The organism is Geojedonia litorea (genome assembly GCF_042654525.1).
In the GTDB taxonomy this organism is placed as follows: Bacteria; Bacteroidota; Bacteroidia; order Flavobacteriales; family Flavobacteriaceae; genus Geojedonia; species Geojedonia litorea.
In genome coordinates, this window is sequence record NZ_JBHSGP010000008.1 from 305,432 (window position 1) to 323,090 (window position 17,659).

15 protein-coding genes are annotated in these 17,659 nt (G+C 34.1%); 11 read left to right on the top strand and 4 right to left on the bottom strand.

Annotated elements, in window-relative coordinates; all coding sequences use genetic code 11:
* Positions 1–63 precede the first annotated feature (63 nt).
* Positions 64–1,083: a type IX secretion system protein PorQ gene (gene porQ, locus ACFO5O_RS06005; protein WP_387961874.1), complete on the top strand. Its 1,020-nt coding sequence runs from the start codon at positions 64–66 to the stop codon at positions 1,081–1,083.
* Position 1,084: 1 nt separating this feature from the next.
* Positions 1,085–1,792 (top strand): (d)CMP kinase, encoded by a 708-nt coding sequence (gene cmk, locus ACFO5O_RS06010; protein WP_387961876.1) that lies wholly within the window; start codon positions 1,085–1,087, stop codon positions 1,790–1,792.
* Positions 1,793–1,817: 25 nt separating this feature from the next.
* Here cmk and ACFO5O_RS06015 read toward each other — a convergent pair whose 3' ends face one another.
* Positions 1,818–2,195 carry a LysM peptidoglycan-binding domain-containing protein gene (locus ACFO5O_RS06015; RefSeq protein WP_387961877.1) on the bottom strand — a complete coding sequence of 126 codons (378 nt, stop codon included), beginning with the start codon at positions 2,193–2,195 and terminating at the stop codon, positions 1,818–1,820.
* Positions 2,196–2,476: 281 nt separating this feature from the next.
* Between ACFO5O_RS06015 and rpsA the strand changes: the two genes are divergently transcribed.
* From rpsA to ACFO5O_RS06060, 9 genes are all read left to right on the top strand, one after another.
* A complete protein-coding gene (gene rpsA, locus ACFO5O_RS06020) occupies positions 2,477–4,354 on the top strand; it encodes a 30S ribosomal protein S1 (protein WP_387961879.1) in 1,878 nt (625 codons plus the stop codon).
* 366 nt (positions 4,355–4,720) lie between these two features.
* Positions 4,721–5,491: a T9SS type A sorting domain-containing protein gene (locus tag ACFO5O_RS06025; protein WP_387961881.1), complete on the top strand. Its 771-nt coding sequence runs from the start codon at positions 4,721–4,723 to the stop codon at positions 5,489–5,491.
* 121 nt (positions 5,492–5,612) lie between these two features.
* Positions 5,613–6,152, top strand: coding sequence for a bifunctional pyr operon transcriptional regulator/uracil phosphoribosyltransferase PyrR (gene pyrR, locus ACFO5O_RS06030; RefSeq protein WP_387961883.1), 540 nt, complete (start codon positions 5,613–5,615; stop codon positions 6,150–6,152).
* Positions 6,153–6,156: 4 nt separating this feature from the next.
* Positions 6,157–7,086: an aspartate carbamoyltransferase catalytic subunit gene (locus ACFO5O_RS06035; protein ID WP_387961885.1), complete on the top strand. Its 930-nt coding sequence runs from the start codon at positions 6,157–6,159 to the stop codon at positions 7,084–7,086.
* 5 nt (positions 7,087–7,091) lie between these two features.
* Complete coding sequence (locus tag ACFO5O_RS06040; protein ID WP_387961887.1) at positions 7,092–7,424, top strand: ribonuclease Z; 333 nt, start codon at positions 7,092–7,094, stop codon at positions 7,422–7,424.
* A complete protein-coding gene (locus ACFO5O_RS06045; RefSeq protein WP_387961915.1) occupies positions 7,424–7,891 on the top strand; it encodes a DUF3291 domain-containing protein in 468 nt (155 codons plus the stop codon). Before ACFO5O_RS06040 ends, ACFO5O_RS06045 begins: the two co-directional genes overlap by 1 nt.
* Positions 7,888–8,793 (top strand): ribonuclease Z, encoded by a 906-nt coding sequence (locus ACFO5O_RS06050; RefSeq protein WP_387961889.1) that lies wholly within the window; start codon positions 7,888–7,890, stop codon positions 8,791–8,793. The genes ACFO5O_RS06045 and ACFO5O_RS06050 overlap by 4 nt, the downstream gene beginning before the upstream one ends.
* Positions 8,794–8,985: 192 nt before the next feature.
* Positions 8,986–9,633 (top strand): pyridoxamine 5'-phosphate oxidase, encoded by a 648-nt coding sequence (gene pdxH / locus ACFO5O_RS06055; protein ID WP_387961891.1) that lies wholly within the window; start codon positions 8,986–8,988, stop codon positions 9,631–9,633.
* Positions 9,634–9,853: 220 nt separating this feature from the next.
* Complete coding sequence (locus ACFO5O_RS06060; protein WP_387961893.1) at positions 9,854–10,351, top strand: CAP domain-containing protein; 498 nt, start codon at positions 9,854–9,856, stop codon at positions 10,349–10,351.
* A 510-nt stretch (positions 10,352–10,861) separates the two neighbouring features.
* Here the strand turns inward: ACFO5O_RS06060 and ACFO5O_RS06065 are convergent.
* From ACFO5O_RS06065 to ACFO5O_RS06075, 3 genes are read right to left on the bottom strand one after another with little or no spacing between them, the layout of a single operon-like run.
* The gene (locus ACFO5O_RS06065) at positions 10,862–12,778 is read right to left on the bottom strand and encodes an OmpA family protein (protein ID WP_387961895.1); all 1,917 of its coding nucleotides are present in this window, start codon (positions 12,776–12,778) and stop codon (positions 10,862–10,864) included.
* 12 nt (positions 12,779–12,790) lie between these two features.
* Entirely contained in the window at positions 12,791–13,708 is a 918-nt protein-coding gene (locus ACFO5O_RS06070) for a PorP/SprF family type IX secretion system membrane protein (protein WP_387961897.1), read from the bottom strand.
* A 10-nt stretch (positions 13,709–13,718) separates the two neighbouring features.
* Entirely contained in the window at positions 13,719–16,031 is a 2,313-nt protein-coding gene (locus tag ACFO5O_RS06075) for a gliding motility-associated C-terminal domain-containing protein (RefSeq protein WP_387961899.1), read from the bottom strand.
* Positions 16,032–17,659: the final 1,628 nt, after the last annotated feature.

Sequence of the window (17,659 nt, forward strand, 5' to 3'; positions counted from 1 at the left end):
GTGCGTCAAAAATAAAACACCGATACCCTCGTTTTAAGATAGATTTATTTACTTTGCAAACTTATGCTAAAGAGGATTGCCACCATTATTTGTTTGACATTAACTACATTGGCTTTTGCGCAATTAGGTGGTGAATCCACATATCAATTTTTGAATTTAGTGTCTTCACCGCGACAGGCTGCGTTAGGAGGAAAGGTAGTCACAAATTACGACTACGACGTTACAGCTGGACTGTACAACCCTGCTTCTATTAATGTTGAAATGGACAATCAGTTGGCATTGAATTATTCCAGCTATCTTGGTGGGATAAGTTATGGCACGGCAGCGTATGCTTACACTTGGGATAGAAGAGTGCAAACCTTTCATATTGGAATGACTTATATTAATTATGGAAGTTTTGATGGCTATGATCTCGACGGTAATTCAACAGGATCATTTACTGGTAATGAAGCCGCACTATCTGTAGGATATGCTAAACAATTAGGGAGATCAGATTTTTATGGTGGCTTTAATGTAAAGCTCATTACATCAAAATTGGAGCAATATAATTCCATTGGAGGTGCCTTAGATTTAGGTCTGACATATATTGATGGTCGATCAGGATTTCAAGCAGCTTTAACAGTTAGAAATTTAGGAGCGCAATTTGTAACCTATGCAGGAACTAATGAAAAATTACCTTTAGAGGTCAATGTGGGACTGTCACAAACTTTAGAAAACGTTCCTATTCGCTGGCATTTAACATTTGAGAATTTACAAAAATGGCCAATTGGGGTATCAAACCCCGCAAGAGCTACAACTGATTTAAATGGCAACCAAACACAGGAAAAAGTGGGATTTGTAAATGAAATATTTCGACACACAATCATTGGGGCAGAATTATTTCCAGAAAAAGGCTTTAATGTAAGATTAGGTTTTAACTTTAGACGGTCAGAAGAATTAAGAATTTTAGAACAACGTAATTTTTCAGGATTATCAGTGGGAATAGGATTAAAATTAAATAAAATGCGCTTTAGTTATACCCATGCCAGGTACTCAAGTGCTTCAAATGCCGGTTTTTTTGGCCTACAGTTAGATTTACAATAGAATGAATAAAATTACCATAGCCATTGATGGTTACTCTTCAACCGGTAAAAGTACGGTTGCTAAACAATTAGCCAAGGCATTAGGATATGTATATGTTGATACTGGTGCCATGTATAGAGCTGTCACTTTATTTTCTATGCAGAATAATTTAATTTCAGAGCATCACTTCAATAAGAATGAATTGATTAGTCTACTTGACAAAGTAGAAGTTTCGTTTCAATTTAATGAAGCATTAGGATACGCAGAAGTGTATTTAAACGGAGCAAATGTTGAAAACACCGTTAGATCCCTTGAAGTTTCTCAATTTGTAAGTCAGATCGCCGCAGTTTCAGAGGTACGACAGCAATTAGTCAAACAGCAGCAACAATTAGGAAAGAATAAAGGTGTGGTAATGGATGGTCGTGATATTGGCACTGTAGTCTTTCCAGATGCTGAATTAAAGGTTTTTATGACAGCCTCACCAGACACTAGGGCAGAGCGTCGTTACAAGGAGCTTTTAAACAAAGGTGAAGATATAAACTATGATGATGTTTTGGAAAATGTAAAGTCTAGAGATTATTTAGATTCCACAAGGGAAGACTCTCCTTTAATAAAGGCACATGACGCAATTGAGATTGATAATTCTAATTTGAGTTTAGAGCAGCAATTTCAAACTGTATTTAAGTTGGCAAAGGCTGCTATAGATATGAAAAATAAAAAAGCGACTTAATGTCGCTTTTCTGTTGCAATATGTATTACAAATTTGGTATGATAAGTTCCTGATCAGGATAAATTAAATCTGGGTTTTTAAGAATATCACTGTTAGCTTGAAAAATTTTGTGATACTTCATGGCGTCTCCATAATAATGCTTTGCAATTTTTCCTAAAGTTTCACCAGATTTTACGGTGTGCCTGTGATAAACAGACTCATCCTCAACTTTAATATCTGCTTTAATATCTTTTGGGCTATCACCGCCAATAGTTTTAATTTTATCCCAAAGGATATTTTTTTCATATTGCGTTTTAGCAGTTCCTTTTATTTTCAAAATGCCATTTTCTTCTTGGACATCACCATTTTGAATGTTTAATTCTTGTCCTAAATCTAGTACACTTTGATATTTAGCCTTAACCATGGTATTTTCTTTTTTTTGGGTTATGAAGTAAATATATCTATTTCCTATAAAAATGTAAAGACTTTCAAACAGTACTTTTCAACAATTAATTTTACTCATTGTCAAAGAGTTAGGATGTTTAACTTTTTTTTGTTTTGTATTAATTAAATTGTATTTTTGCACTCCTTTTAGCGAAGCATAGGAAAGATAAAAGGATCAATAGAAAACTAAAAATAACACTTCTGTCTGTTATTCGTGTAAAATTTTCCTAGACAAACAGAATACAAATTAATTATCAGCATATGGCTGAAAAAGCAAAACAAGCTGAAGTTGAAGCAACTGAAGCAGTAGAAACAGTAGAAGCTGTTGAAACTAACGAAACAGTAGAAACTGTTGAAGCTACAGAAGTATCTGCAGCTCAAGCAAACCCTGACAAATTCTTAAAAGAATTCAACTGGCACAATTACGAAGAAGGAATTGACCAAGTGGATGACAAACAATTAAAAGAGTTTGAAAAATTAGTATCCGAAAATTTTGTGGACACTTTAGATGACGAAGTTGTTGAAGGTGAAGTTATTCATATTACAGATCGTGATGCTATTATCGACATCAATGCAAAATCTGAAGGTGTAGTTTCACTTAATGAGTTTCGTTACAACCCAAATTTAAAAGTTGGTGACAAAGTAGAAGTATTAATTGATGTACGTGAAGATGCTACAGGGCAATTGGTGTTATCTCACCGTAAAGCTCGTGTTATCAAAGCATGGGATCGTGTAAACAATGCACATGATACAGGTGAAATTGTAAACGGTTTTGTAAAATGCAGAACTAAAGGTGGTATGATCGTTGACGTTTTTGGAATTGAAGCGTTCTTACCAGGTTCTCAAATTGATGTAAAACCAATTAGAGATTACGATCAGTATGTAAACAAAACAATGGAATTTAAAGTTGTGAAAATCAACCATGAGTTCAAAAACATTGTAGTGTCTCATAAAGCACTTATTGAGGCTGATATTGAAGAACAGAAAAAAGAAATCATTGGTCAATTAGAAAAAGGTCAAGTATTAGAAGGTGTTGTTAAAAACATAACTTCTTACGGTGTCTTTATTGATTTAGGTGGTGTTGATGGATTAATTCATATCACAGACTTGTCTTGGTCTCGTATCAACCATCCAAATGAAATTGTAGAATTAGACCAAAAATTAAACGTTGTAATCCTTGATTTTGATGAAGATAAATCAAGAATCCAATTAGGATTGAAGCAATTAAGCAAGCATCCTTGGGAAGCTTTAGCTGACGATGTTAAAGTTGGTGACAAAGTAAAAGGCAAAGTAGTTGTTATTGCAGATTACGGTGCATTTATTGAAGTAGTTGATGGTGTTGAAGGATTAGTTCACGTAAGTGAAATGTCTTGGTCAACGCATTTACGTTCAGCTCAAGATTTTGTTAACGTTGGAGATGAAATCGAAGCTGTTATCTTAACATTAGATAGAGAAGATCGTAAAATGTCTCTTGGTATTAAGCAATTAACTCCAGATCCATGGACTGACATTACTACTAAATACCCAGTTGGATCAAACCACACAGGTATTGTACGAAACTTTACAAACTTTGGTGTATTTGTTGAATTGGAAGAAGGTATTGACGGATTAATTTATATCTCTGATTTATCTTGGACTAAGAAAATAAAGCATCCAAGTGAGTTCTGTAATGTAGGTGACAATTTAGACGTTGTAGTTTTAGAATTAGATGTAGAAGGACGTAAATTAAGTTTAGGTCACAAACAAACTACAGATAATCCTTGGGACAAATACGAAACTGAATTTGCATTAGGAACTGTTCACACCGCTGAAATTTCTGAATTGGTAGATAAAGGTGCAACTATTGAGTTTAACGAAGATATCGTTGCTTTCGTACCTGCACGTCATTTAGAAAAAGAAGATGGTAAGAAACTTAAAAAAGGAGATTCTGCAGAGTTTAAAATTATTGAATTCAATAAAGAATTTAAACGTGTAGTTGCATCTCATACAGCGATCTTTAAAGAAGAGGAAATAGCTAATGTAAAAGCTGCTGCTGCAAAAGCAGAAGCGCAAGCTGCAGAAGCAAAACCAACTTTAGGTGATGCTAACGATCAGTTACAAGCACTTAAAGATAAAATGGAAAAGAAAGCTAAAAAGTAATCTTTTTTAATATTCATAGAAAAAGCCTTCAATTTTTTGAAGGCTTTTTTTTTCAAATATATTAGTTTCTTTCGTCATGTTAATTTATAAGATTTTGGAATTGAGGCCCTTATAAAATGTTAAAAAATAATGTATTTTATAGATTTTAGCTGAATAAAGTTGGGGTAATACATTAAAAAATATATATTATAAAGCAATGAATTAAATATATTTAGGTATGTTATATTATGATTAAATAATTAACATTAAATGGCATAAAACTTAAAGAATAATATTTTCATAATTCGATCAGAGTTCTTGAATTATAAAAACTAACCTGCCTCACAAGATATAATTAGTTTTTTTATTAACCCTAAATCTTAAATTATGAAAAAAATTACTTTTTTACTTTCTTTTATTAGTTTTACCATGTTCATTTTTGCTCAAGATGGAGATGAACTAAATACTGCTATTTTATGTGTAGATAATAACCCGGTTTTAGCATCTGATGTTGCAACTTCAACAGCATCAACAATTGGAGCTCCTAATTGTGGATCTGAAACCGATGATGCCTTTTATTTTAATACTATATCAACAGGAGATAATAAGATAATTCTCTCTATGGAGACTTCTGTAGCTGTAGTTACTACAGTTAATTATCAAATTTTAAGGGCGCCTAATGGCGATACGAATAATTTAGAGGAGGTATTTTGCGGATCTTATAATGTTATTGCTGGAGCTCCTCCAATAACACCTCCTGGTGGAAGTTTTAGTTATGAAATTACATCTAATATAAATGATGGAGATGAGTTTTATTTACGTGTTTACAAGCCAAGCGGATTAACAGGAACAGCTTTGCAAACGTTATTTAATAATACCACAATAGAAATGACTAGTGAGTTTGATGGCACTCTAGCAATTGATGAAAATAACTATTCAAAATTTTCACTATTGGTTCGTGAGAGTGAGCTTAAAATCATGAATAACAATACGTATAAATTCTTTCAAATATATAATTTGACAGGGAAATTAATTACGAGTGATGAACATGATGAACCTTTATCACAAATAAATATCTCACTTATAAAACAAGGACTTTATGTATTAGTACTTTCAAATGGAGTAAGCCAAAATGCTTTGAAGTTTGTAAAGAGATAATAATATAGTAAATATATCGGAGCCTCTTATTTTTGAGAGGCTTTTTTTATTGATATATAAAACCATTGCAAACCCTAATTTTTTAGCTTAACTTTGTCAACCAAATACGTTTGGAAACCTTATGAGTCAAAAAGTGTTGCTTAATTCTAAAGAGGTAAACATCATTCTTCATCGATTGGCTTGTCAACTTATTGAAAATCATAATAATTTTGAAAACACTGTTCTTATTGGAATACAGCCAAGAGGAACATATTTGGCTAAGCGTTTAGCCCAAATGTTGCGTGAAGACTATAAAATCAAAAGTGTAAAACTTGGGCAATTGGACATCACTTTTTTTAGAGATGATTTTAGAAGAGGAGATAAACCTTTGGAAGCCAATACCACAGAAATTGACTTTCTAGTTGAAGATAAAAACATCGTGTTTATTGACGATGTTCTTTATACAGGAAGAAGTATTAGAGCGGCTCTTACGGCCATTCAATCCTTTGGGCGTCCAAACGAAATAGAGCTTCTCACCTTAATTGATAGACGATTTAGCAGGCATTTACCAATACAACCAAATTATAGAGGCAGACAAGTAGATGCCATCAATGAGGAAAAAGTGAAGGTGAATTGGAAAGAGCATGGAGGTGAAGATGTGGTATATTTAATTAACAAATAAATCTATGAGCGAATTAAGTGTCAATCACTTACTAGGAATCAAATATCTTAATCAAAAAGATATTCAACTTATTTTCGAAACGGCAGATCATTTTAAAGAAGTCATCAATCGTCCGATTAAAAAAGTACCATCGCTAAGAGATATTACCATTGCAAATTTATTTTTTGAGAATTCTACACGAACAAAGCTATCTTTTGAATTAGCCGAAAAACGATTATCGGCCGATGTTATTAACTTTTCGGCATCACAATCTTCAGTTAAAAAAGGAGAAACACTTATAGATACGGTTAACAATATCCTGTCCATGAAGGTGGATATGGTAGTTATGCGCCATCCTAACGCTGGTGCAGGCATGTTTCTTTCGCAACATGTGAACGCAAGTATTATTAATGCCGGTGACGGGGCACATGAACATCCCACACAAGCCCTTTTGGATACTTATTCAATTCGTGAGCGTTTGGGAAGTGTAAAAGGAAAAAATGTAGTAATTGTAGGTGACATTCTTCATAGTAGAGTGGCGCTTTCCAATATTTTTGCTTTGCAATTACAGGGTGCAAATGTGATGGTCTGTGGACCAAAAACCTTGATACCTAAGTACATTGATAAACTTGGAGTAAAAGTTGAAACAAGTTTACGTAAAGCATTGAATTGGTGTGATGTAGCAAATATGTTGCGCGTACAAAATGAACGTATGGAAATTAGTTATTTCCCTTCAACCAGAGAATATACACAGCAGTATGGAGTTTCTAAAGCCTTGCTAGATTCTTTAGATAAAGAAATTACCATAATGCACCCAGGACCTATAAATCGTGGTGTGGAAATCACGAGTGATGTGGCCGATTCTAAACAAGCTATAATTTTGGAACAAGTTCAAAACGGTGTGGCTATTAGGATGGCAGTTATATATTTATTAGCTTCTAAAATTAAACATTAAGTATTATGATTTTTGATACAGACGGAACAACAACCATTATTACACAAGAGAAATCTTCGATTGTAGAACTCGTAAAAAAACTCGAAGTACTTTATGAACGTTTTAAAAATGATAACGTCATTGTTTGCTTAACAAGTTTGAATAAAATTCCTGTAGAGCAAATTGTGGAATTTTTACAAATTTCAAATACCCATCGTAAAAGCAAACATTCATTTGTTATTGTTACTGATCAAGTCAATCTTGACGAAATGCCAGATGAAATAGTTGTGGTACCTACCATGCAAGAAGCCTATGACATTATTGAAATGGAAGAAATGGAACGTGATTTAGGGTTTTGATGTATCATTTAGCTCAAGTAAATATTGCTAAAACCTTGGCGCCTATGGAGGATCCCATAATGGCCGATTTTGTTAACAATTTAGATCGTATTAATACTTTAGCCGAATCTAGTCTGGGTTTTGTTTGGCGCTTAGAAAGCGATGATGATGACACCGTGGCTGAAACTGTATTTGGAGACAATTCCCTTGTAATTAATATGTCGGTATGGAAAAGTATAGATGATTTGTTCAACTTTACATATAAGTCTGATCATGTTGAGATTTTTGCAAGACGAAAAGAATGGTTTTCGAAAATAGACAGTATGCATATGGTATGTTGGTATGTGAAACAAGATCATATCCCAACTCTTGAAGAGGCTAAACACCGATTAGAATATGTTAATACTCATGGCGAAACACCATTTGCGTTTACATTTAAGCGAAAGTATTCAGTTGATGATTATTTAAATCACAACTTAAACACATGAAATTAAGTATTTTAGGTTGCCACAGTGCTACCCCACGTACCAATACAAATCCTACGGCACAGGTTTTGGAAATTAGAAACCATATGTTTTTAATTGATTGTGGTGAAGGCACTCAAGTTGAACTACGGCGTCATAAAATAAAATTTGTTCGAATAAAGCACATATTTATTTCACATATGCATGGTGACCATTATTTTGGTCTTGTGGGTCTCATATCAACCTTTAGGTTACTAACCCGAGAAGCAGATTTACATATTTATTGCCCTAAAGGACTAAAAGAAGTTATTACACTACAAATGAAATTGGCAGATTCATGGACTAATTATAAATTGATTTTTCATGAATTAGACTCCAATACTTCAGAATTGATTTTTGAAGATGATAAAGTTGAAGTTTATACTATTCCATTAGATCATCGTGTTTATACCAATGGTTTTATGTTTAAAGAAAAAGATAGGGACCGTAAATTGGACATGAACGCTATTTTGAATAGGGATATTGATGTTGCTTATTACAGAAAACTCAAACAAGGTTTTGATATTGTTGACAATAAAGGAGAACTAGTTGAAAACCACTCCGTAACTAAACCAGGGCGAAAACCTAAAAGCTATGCTTTTTGTAGCGATACAGCTTATAATGAAACCATAGTGCCAATTATAAAAGGCGTAGATGTTTTGTATCATGAATCTACGTTTTTAGAGCAACACAAACATTTAGCAGAGCCTACTAAGCACAGTACTGCAATACAAGCCGCTGAGATTGCAAAAAGGGCAGAAATAGGCACATTAATACTTGGTCACTATTCAACCCGTTATAACGATTTAGAATGCTTTAGAACAGAAGCACAAACAATTTTCGATAATGTAGAATTGGCTGAAGATGGTAAGTTGTTCGAGTTTTAATTAAATTTCATTAAATCATTATTCTAGTTTAATCCTTTTCTAATGCTTTCTCCAAGTTAAATCAAGATTTGAACTTTTCTTTGTAAAACTTTTTTTCAAAGTAGAATTCATAAACCCAAATAAGTATTAAATTTATATGAAATTGATTGGTTATAAAAATTAAAACCAAGCAAAACCCTTTAAAATAGTGTAATGGATACAGACTTAAGCAATTATAGAAAATCATATGAAAAAGGAGAGCTTTTGAAAAAAAACGTTCCTGAAAACCCTATGGAATTATTTCAAAAATGGTTTCATGAAATCGATCATTTTTTTCCCGAGATCGAGTCTAATGCTATGAACATTGCAACAATTGGTGCAGACGGGTATCCAAAAAGTAGGGTAGTGCTACTGAAAAAATTCACTTTTGAAGGTTTTATTTTTTATACTAATTATAATAGCGAAAAAGGTAGGGCCATTAAGGTAAATCCAAAAGTATGTCTTTCCTTTTTCTGGAATGGAGCAGAACGCCAAATTATTATTAAAGGTAACGCGGAAAAAATCGAAGAAAACTTAAGTGACGGCTATTTTGAATCTAGACCTAGAGGTAGTCAATTAGGAGCTCTCGCTTCAAATCAAAGTGAACCAATAGCTAATAGAGCGATTTTGGAGACTAAATTAAAATCGTTAGAGGCATCATTTGAAGGTAAAGAAATCCCTAGACCTAACAATTGGGGAGGATATATTGTAAAACCTGTTGAATTTGAATTTTGGCAAGGAAGGGCCAATCGATTACATGATAGAATACAATATAAATTAGAGGGGAATCACAGTTGGGTAATTAGTAGACTTTCTCCTTAAGTTTTTTATTATTTCATAGAATTTCACTCCTTAAGTTTTTCGATAAAATGCATTTTTATATCGATGTAATACCGTTTTTGTACTTTAAATTGTGTATTTCATCGATGATTTACATGAAAAAACGATAAAGTGTATGTAGTTTATCGATTTTAACATTTCCTTAACAGTTTAGATGTGGTAGTCTTCTAATTTTATAACACCAAATCTAAATTAACCTCTTATGAAAGCAACTACTGTACTGCCATTTTTGGCATTATTGGGTCTGATGACGTTTTCTTCATGTTCTACTGAAGAATTTCCAGAAGACAATATCAATAACATTGCCTTAATTGAAGCTCCAGCACCTAAAGAAATTGAAATTGAAATTTTAGAACGAATTAACCAATATAGAATTTCTAAAGGTCTTTCTGCTTTAAACAACCTTAATGTGGTTAAATCAGTTGCATTTTCACATACAGATTATATGGTTGAGATTAATCGAGTTAATCATGACAACTTCTTTCAAAGAAAATTAAGTTTAGAACAAAATGCCAAGGCCACTCGTGTGTCAGAGAATGTAGCATATGCTTACAGCAGCGCACAATCGGTTGTAAACGCTTGGATTAATAGTGATGCGCATAGAGCTAATATAGAGGGTGATTTTACCGATTTTGAAGTTTCAGCGGAACAAAATGCTGAAGGCAAATGGTATTACACCAATATTTTTATTAAGAGATAAAACAAATAAGTCTTTATATCAGTTAATTTAATAGTTAGTTATGAAGCGTCACAGAGAAGTCTGTGGCGTTTTTTTATTACTATGAGATATTATTCAAATTACTTGTGTTAAATGGCTATAACCCCTTTAATTCTATTGCATGTAGATCGCAATTTGCATACATTAAGTAAACAACTCTCCCCCCAACTTATAGATTTCTATAATCTTTAAAACAGCTTTTAACCTTATAATTAAATAGAATAAGCTATTTAACTATTTAAGCATAGGAACAGGCTAAATTATATTAAATAATAAGAATTTTGGTTTTTTTCTTAAATGGTGTAATTAAACCATCTTAAATAAAAATGAAACCGAGTCTTCTGAATAAAGAGGCTATAAGCTAATTTATGTCTTATAATAATAGAAAAAAGAAGGGATCATTTTCTGAAACCTGACTCAAGGTTGGATTATAATAAATAAAAAAAGGCAGACCAAAATGGTCTGCCTTTTTTAAATCTTATGAAGTATAGTCTAATCCTTCAATATATAAAAATAGGAACGTCTATTTAATTGATGCTCTTCTTCTGTACATTTCACACCGTTGGCACACTCATTTAATAATTGAGTCTCACCATAACCAATTGCGCTTTCAATACGTTCTGGAGCAATGCCACGTGATAATAAATACTCTTGTGTAGATTTTGCTCTACGATCAGATAATTTCATATTATAGCGGTCGCTACCTCTACTATCGGTATGAGATTCAATCTTAATCACCATATTTGGGTGAGCACGCATCACATCTACAATATTTTCCAATTCATATTGGGCATCAGTCCTAATATTCCATTTATCAAAATCAAAGAAAATAGGGTTGATTACGATTTGATTATCTCTAATCAATGGTACTAATTCTATATCGAGCATGTTCTGATCTCCATTTTCATCTCCTGAAATTATATCTTGATGATTGTTTTTGAAATCTGGCTTTTCTGCTAAAATAGTGTACGGAGTAGCACATTTTATTTTAAAAGAATATTCGCCTTTAGTGTTTGTGCTTAGCGTATCTATAACTTTACCATTTTTATTTATCAATTTAACCGTTGCCATTGCAATAGGTTCTTTTGATATACTATCTCTAACTACGCCTCTAACCATTTGCGAGCAACCAATAAACTGGTATAAATCGTCACTACCGGCACCACCAGGGCGATTGGAGGAGAAATATCCAATTTCGGTATCAGAATTCACAAAGAAACCAAAATCGTCATAACCGGAATTAAATGGTGCCCCTAAATTTTCAGTTTGGGCTTCGGCATCTTTCAAGATATTGGATTTGAAGATATCCAGAAACCCTAAATTGATATTACTATCAGATGAAAAGTAGAACACGCTATCTTTTGCTACGAATGGAAACATTTCTCTACCTGTAGTATTGATAGTTGGTCCAAGATTCACGGGAATACCATATTCATTATTATCAGCATCGATAATTTCAACACCGTAAATATCAGTATTTCCAAACCCTCCTTCACGATCAGAAACAAAGTACAAAGTTTTGTCATCTGGACTTAAGGCTGGGTGCCCAGTTGAAAACAATTTACCGTTAAATGGTAACTCAACAATATCTTTCCAAGTGCTATCTTTTAGAGTCGCCTTATAAATTTTTAAATGGGCTGTACCTTGACGATCTGTTTTTAATTGATTTCGTTTACTAACGTTATCTCTAGTAAAATAAATAGTTTTACCGTCCTTGGTAATGGCAATATTAGCTTCGTGATAATCTGAATTGATACCAGAAGCATCAATGGTTTTTACTTTTCCAAACGTGTTTTTTCCATCTTTTTCTGTAATAGGTGATTCATACAGATCCAAAAAGGGTTCACCATTCCAGTCATACACTTTGCTTTTGGTGTTTCTTGAAGACGAAAAATAGAGTTTGCCATCTTTTTCATAAGCTCCAAAATCTGAATATTTTGAGTTAATCTCTAGTCCTTCAACTGTTACATAGACTTTGTCGTCATTGGCTAATTTTTCATATAAAGCTAAATTATCATAATCCAAACCGGCAATTCTATTGTCATCAGGATTCAAAGCTCTATACTTTTCTAACCAAACAATGGCTTCTTCATAATTTCCCTGACTTCTTAAGGCCTGTGAATATTTATAGATGTACTCTGGCTCTAAATCAGATTCATGGTGTTTTATGGCTTCAGCATACCAGGTAGCTGATTTATCAGCATTTGAATTATTATAATAACAATCACCAAGTCTTGTTAAGACGTGTTTGCTACTATCACCTAATTTAACAGCGTTCTTATAAAATTCTGAAGCTTTTAAATAAGCGAAATCCTTAAAGAACTTATCTGCTAATTTTACTTCCTGCTTTTGAGCAAACATAAAAGTAGTACCAAGAGCAATAATTAATAGGGTTATTTTTGCTTTCATAATGTAATTTTTTTAGAAGTATCTTGGCGATTTAACACGTTTAACATTAAATAACTCGAACATTAAGAGTACTTCATGAGTACCACTAGTATAGGGTCTTAAATCAGAAAATGGATATTCGTAAGCATAGCCTATACGTAATTGTTTAGAGATTTGGAAATCTGCAATACCACCTAGAGCTCCAGCTCTTTCATCCACTCTATATCCAGCTCCAATCCAGAACACTTCATTAAATAGGAAGTTTGCCGTAACATCAAATGATAATGGAGCACCGTTAGTAGCCTTCAATAAGGCAGCTGGTTTAAATTTAACATTTTCTCCTAAATCAAACACATATCCACCAGTAAGGTAATAACTTTGGCGTTCAAGTGCTTCAAAGTCATCATCTCCAACATAATCTGTATTTAAGATTCGAGGTGAAGATAAACCTAAATACCATCGTTCACTATGCCAGTATATACCAGCACCAATGTTAGGTTTCCAACGATCTTGATAACCATAGATTACAGGGTCGTTAGATTGGGACTGCCGAAATTCAGGGTCAAGACTATAACTTGTAAAGCCAGCTTTTATACCAAATGCTAATTTAGTGTTAGCTCCAGTTTGTATAGTATAGCTAAAGTCTCCATACAGATATGAAAAATTTTGATAGCCTAATTCATCATTAATGAATGTTAATCCTAAACCTACCTTTTCATTTCGCATTGGAGTATGTATAGACAGCGTTTGTGTGGTAGGTGCTCCTTCAAGTCCAACCCATTGACTTCTGTGCAAACCAACAATACTCAATGTTTCTCTACTTCCCGCATATGCTGGGTTAATAGAAACGGTATTAAACATATACTGCGTAAACTGTGGGAGTTGCTGAGCAACTCCTGTCCAGCAACTGAACAGTATAAAAGCGATTATGTTAAACTTTATTAACTTCATAGGTTAAAATTTATTTGGTTCCTACGTAGATTGGCCCTGCAAAAGGTTTTAATCCACTATTTTTTAAGTTTATTATGTAATAATATGTTCCGGTTGGTACTGTGTTTGAATTTCCAAAAGAAGATTTAGACGATGTACCATACCAGTCATTTTGGTAGTTGAAGTTCTCATAGATTTTAGCTCCCCAACGGTTAAAGATTTGCAATTCTATAACAAATCCGCATGATTCAACACCAGTAACACCAAAGAAATCATTAATATTATCTCCGTTAGGCGTTACGGCTTTAGAAATTATGACATCCTCTGCACCACATGGAAGTACAACACATTCATCATTGATGGTAATTGAAACTTCTACTTCAGTAGGACAGGTTGAATTTTGAGAACTTTCGTATCTAAAAGTATACACTCCTAATTGACTATCTGTATAACTACCATTTCCATCAAGTAATGTTGTTGGATTGAATAAACTACCATTAATTGTAGCATTTCCTTCAACTACAGTCCAAGTGCCGCTAGTATCATTAACTCCATTTAAAAGTGTAAATAAATCTAAATCGAAATCTTCAGTAATACATAATGCTGCATCATTTGCTGTAACATCTGAAACAGTTACGTTTATACTTTGTGTAATTGTAGCCTCATTGTTACATCCATCAGTCACCGTCCAATTTCTTGTTATGACATAGTTAGAAGCATTTCCAGAATTCGTTGATGACTCATTAAATGCAACTGTTACTTCTGCAGAACAATTGTCTTGGAAATTTAATTGCGGTACTTCAGGAATGTTATCACAAGTTACTGAAATATTTCTATTTAATTCTGTCACTAATTCGGGTGCGGTATTGTCAGTTATTGTAATGGTTTGTACTTGATCTTCAGCCGCATTATTACAGTTATCAACTAATGACCATGTTCTAGTGATTACAAAACTACCTTCACATGTTCCAGGTGTAGGTTCACTATCTACATAAGTAGCTTGAATACCTGTAGAACAGTTATCATTTTCATCCGTCACATCTCCAGTACTTCCAACTGAAATATCATAGTTACAATCAGCATCGGTAAATATTTCAATAGATACAGGTGCCGTAAATGTAGGCGCTGTGTTATCAGATACTGTAATAATTTGTACTTGATCTGCAGCCGTATTATTACAGTTGTCGACTAATGACCATGTTCTAGTGATTACAAAACTACCTTCACATGCTCCAGGCGTTACTTCATCTTGATAAGTAGCTTGAATACCTGTAGAACAATTATCATTTTCATCCGTCACATCTCCAGTACTTCCAACTGAAATATCATAGCCACAATCAGCAGCGGTAAATATTTCAATAGAAGCAGGGGCTGTAAATGTTGGCGCTGTGTTATCAGTAACCGTAATGGTTTGTACTTGATCTTGAGCCGCGTTATTACAGTTGTCAACTAATGACCATGTTCTAGTAATTACAAAACTACCTTCACATGCTCCAGGCGTTACTTCGTCTTGATAAGTAGCTTGAATACCTGTAGAACAGTTATCATTTTCATCAGTCACATCACCAGTCATGGCAATAGAAGCATCATAGTTACAATCGGCATCAGTGAATATTTCAATAGAAGCAGGCGCTGTAAATGTTGGTGCTGTGTTATCAGTAACCGTAATGGTTTGTACTTGATCTTGAGCCGCGTTATTACAGTTGTCAACTAATGACCATGTTCTAGTGATTACAAAACTACCTTCACATGCTCCAGGCGTTACTTCGTCTTGATAAGTAGCTTGAATACCTGTAGAACAGTTATCATTTTCATCAGTCACATCACCAGTGATAGCAATAGAAGCATCATAGTTACAATCGGCATCAGTGAATATTTCAATAGAAGCAGGCGCTGTAAATGTTGGCGCTGTGTTATCAGTAACCGTAATGGTTTGTACTTGATCTGCAGCCGCGTTATTACAGTTGTCAACTAATGACCATGTTCTAGTAATTACAAAACTACCTTCACATGCTCCAGGAGTTACTTCATCTTGATATGTTGCTTGAATACCAGTAGAACAGTTATCATTTTCATCAGTCACATCACCAGTGATAGCAATAGAAGCATCATAGTTACAATCGGCATCAGTGAATATTTCAATAGATGCAGGAGCTGTAAATGTTGGTGCCGTGTTATCAGATACTGTAATAATTTGTACTTGATCTTCAGCCGCGTTATTACAGTTGTCAACTAATGACCATGTTCTAGTAATTACAAAACTACCTTCACATGCTCCAGGCGTTACTTCGTCTTGATATGTTGCTTGAATACCAGTAGAACAGTTATCATTTTCATCAGTCACATCACCAGTGATAGCAATAGAAGCATCATAGTTACAATCGGCATCAGTGAATATTTCAATAGATGCAGGAGCTGTNTAACCGTAATGGTTTGTACTTGATCTTGAGCCGCGTTATTACAGTTGTCAACTAATGACCATGTTCTAGTAATTACAAAACTACCTTCACATGCTCCAGGCGTTACTTCATCTTGATATGTTGCTTGAATACCTGTAGAACAGTTATCATTTTCATCAGTCACATCACCAGTGATAGCAATAGAAGAATCATAGTTACAATCGGCATCAGTGAATATTTCAATAGATGCAGGCGCTGTAAATGTTGGCGCTGTGTTATCAGTAACCGTAATGGTTTGTACTTGATCTTGAGCCGCGTTATTACAGTTGTCAACTAATGACCATGTTCTAGTGATTACAAAACTACCTTCACATGCTCCAGGCGTTACTTCATCTTGATATGTTGCTTGAATACCTGTAGAACAGTTATCATTTTCATCAGTCACATCACCAGTCATGGCAATAGAAGCATCATAGTTACAATCGGCATCAGTGAATATTTCAATAGATGCAGGAGCTGTAAATGTTGGTGCTGTGTTATCAGTAACCGTAATGGTTTGTACTTGATTGGTGGCGTTGTTTCCACATTCATCTGACAGTGACCAAGTTCTTGTTATCACAAAACTACCTTCACATGCTCCAGGAGTTACTACGTCTTGATAAGTAGCTTGAATATCTGTAGAACAAATATCTCCTTCGTCAGTTACATCACCGGTAATTGAAGGACTAGCATCGTAGTTACAATCAGCATCTGTAAATATTTCTATAGATGCAGGCACTGTAAATGTTGGTTTGATATTATCTTTAATTTCAAATTGTGCACTTGTAGTAATAAAATTACCACAAGCATCAGTAGCAGTAAATACTACAATTACACTTCCTGTAAAACCACAACTATCATTTAATTCGACATAATTGTTTGACCACGCAATAGCAGAACATTCATCATAAGCAATTGCACCTGCGTTAGAATTTAACCATGTATTAAATTCTTGAACGTTGCCAGCACCATCACATTCTACTGTTTGATCAGCAGCTGGGGTTTGAATTATTGGTTTTTCTGTATCTTTTATTAAATAAGTTGCTGTTGTTGTACTTTTATTTCCACAAGCATCTTCAGCAGTAAATGTCACAGTTATGGCACCATCATCACATTTTACTGTGTTGTCTTGACCATAATCATTAGACCAGGTTACTAATCCACAGTTATCTGTAGCCGTGGCACCGGCATTGGCCATTAACCAATCTTCTAATGCATTGGGATCTGAAATACCACATTCAATTTCGATGTTTGCGATATTTGTGTTGTCTATAATAGGATTAGTTTTATCACCACCGCTATAAGTAATATCAACCGTAGTAGCGAAGTTATTACACTTATCTTTAATGGTATAGTTATAAGTTACAGTCCATGAACAGTCATCACCAGAAGGTGTTCCTGTTTTAACTACTGTAATAGCACCACCACAGTTATCTGTGTATTGTGCAGCGATATCTGCTTCAGAAGGGCCAGCCGGGATGTCACTAAAACACAAATCTTGGTTTGTAGCACCAGCCGGGATTGTTCCTGTAAG

Coding starts and splice junctions, on each gene's coding strand:
- ACFO5O_RS06060 (WP_387961893.1), top strand. CDS start 9,854: ATGAAAGCAACTACTGTACTGCCATTTTTGGCATTATTGGGTCTGATG.
- ACFO5O_RS06040 (WP_387961887.1), top strand. CDS start 7,092: ATGATTTTTGATACAGACGGAACAACAACCATTATTACACAAGAGAAA.
- ACFO5O_RS06015 (WP_387961877.1), bottom strand. CDS start 2,195: ATGGTTAAGGCTAAATATCAAAGTGTACTAGATTTAGGACAAGAATTA.
- ACFO5O_RS06070 (WP_387961897.1), bottom strand. CDS start 13,708: ATGAAGTTAATAAAGTTTAACATAATCGCTTTTATACTGTTCAGTTGC.
- ACFO5O_RS06025 (WP_387961881.1), top strand. CDS start 4,721: ATGAAAAAAATTACTTTTTTACTTTCTTTTATTAGTTTTACCATGTTC.
- pdxH (WP_387961891.1), top strand. CDS start 8,986: ATGGATACAGACTTAAGCAATTATAGAAAATCATATGAAAAAGGAGAG.
- ACFO5O_RS06045 (WP_387961915.1), top strand. CDS start 7,424: ATGTATCATTTAGCTCAAGTAAATATTGCTAAAACCTTGGCGCCTATG.
- porQ (WP_387961874.1), top strand. CDS start 64: ATGCTAAAGAGGATTGCCACCATTATTTGTTTGACATTAACTACATTG.
- ACFO5O_RS06035 (WP_387961885.1), top strand. CDS start 6,157: ATGAGCGAATTAAGTGTCAATCACTTACTAGGAATCAAATATCTTAAT.
- cmk (WP_387961876.1), top strand. CDS start 1,085: ATGAATAAAATTACCATAGCCATTGATGGTTACTCTTCAACCGGTAAA.
- rpsA (WP_387961879.1), top strand. CDS start 2,477: ATGGCTGAAAAAGCAAAACAAGCTGAAGTTGAAGCAACTGAAGCAGTA.
- ACFO5O_RS06065 (WP_387961895.1), bottom strand. CDS start 12,778: ATGAAAGCAAAAATAACCCTATTAATTATTGCTCTTGGTACTACTTTT.
- pyrR (WP_387961883.1), top strand. CDS start 5,613: ATGAGTCAAAAAGTGTTGCTTAATTCTAAAGAGGTAAACATCATTCTT.
- ACFO5O_RS06050 (WP_387961889.1), top strand. CDS start 7,888: ATGAAATTAAGTATTTTAGGTTGCCACAGTGCTACCCCACGTACCAAT.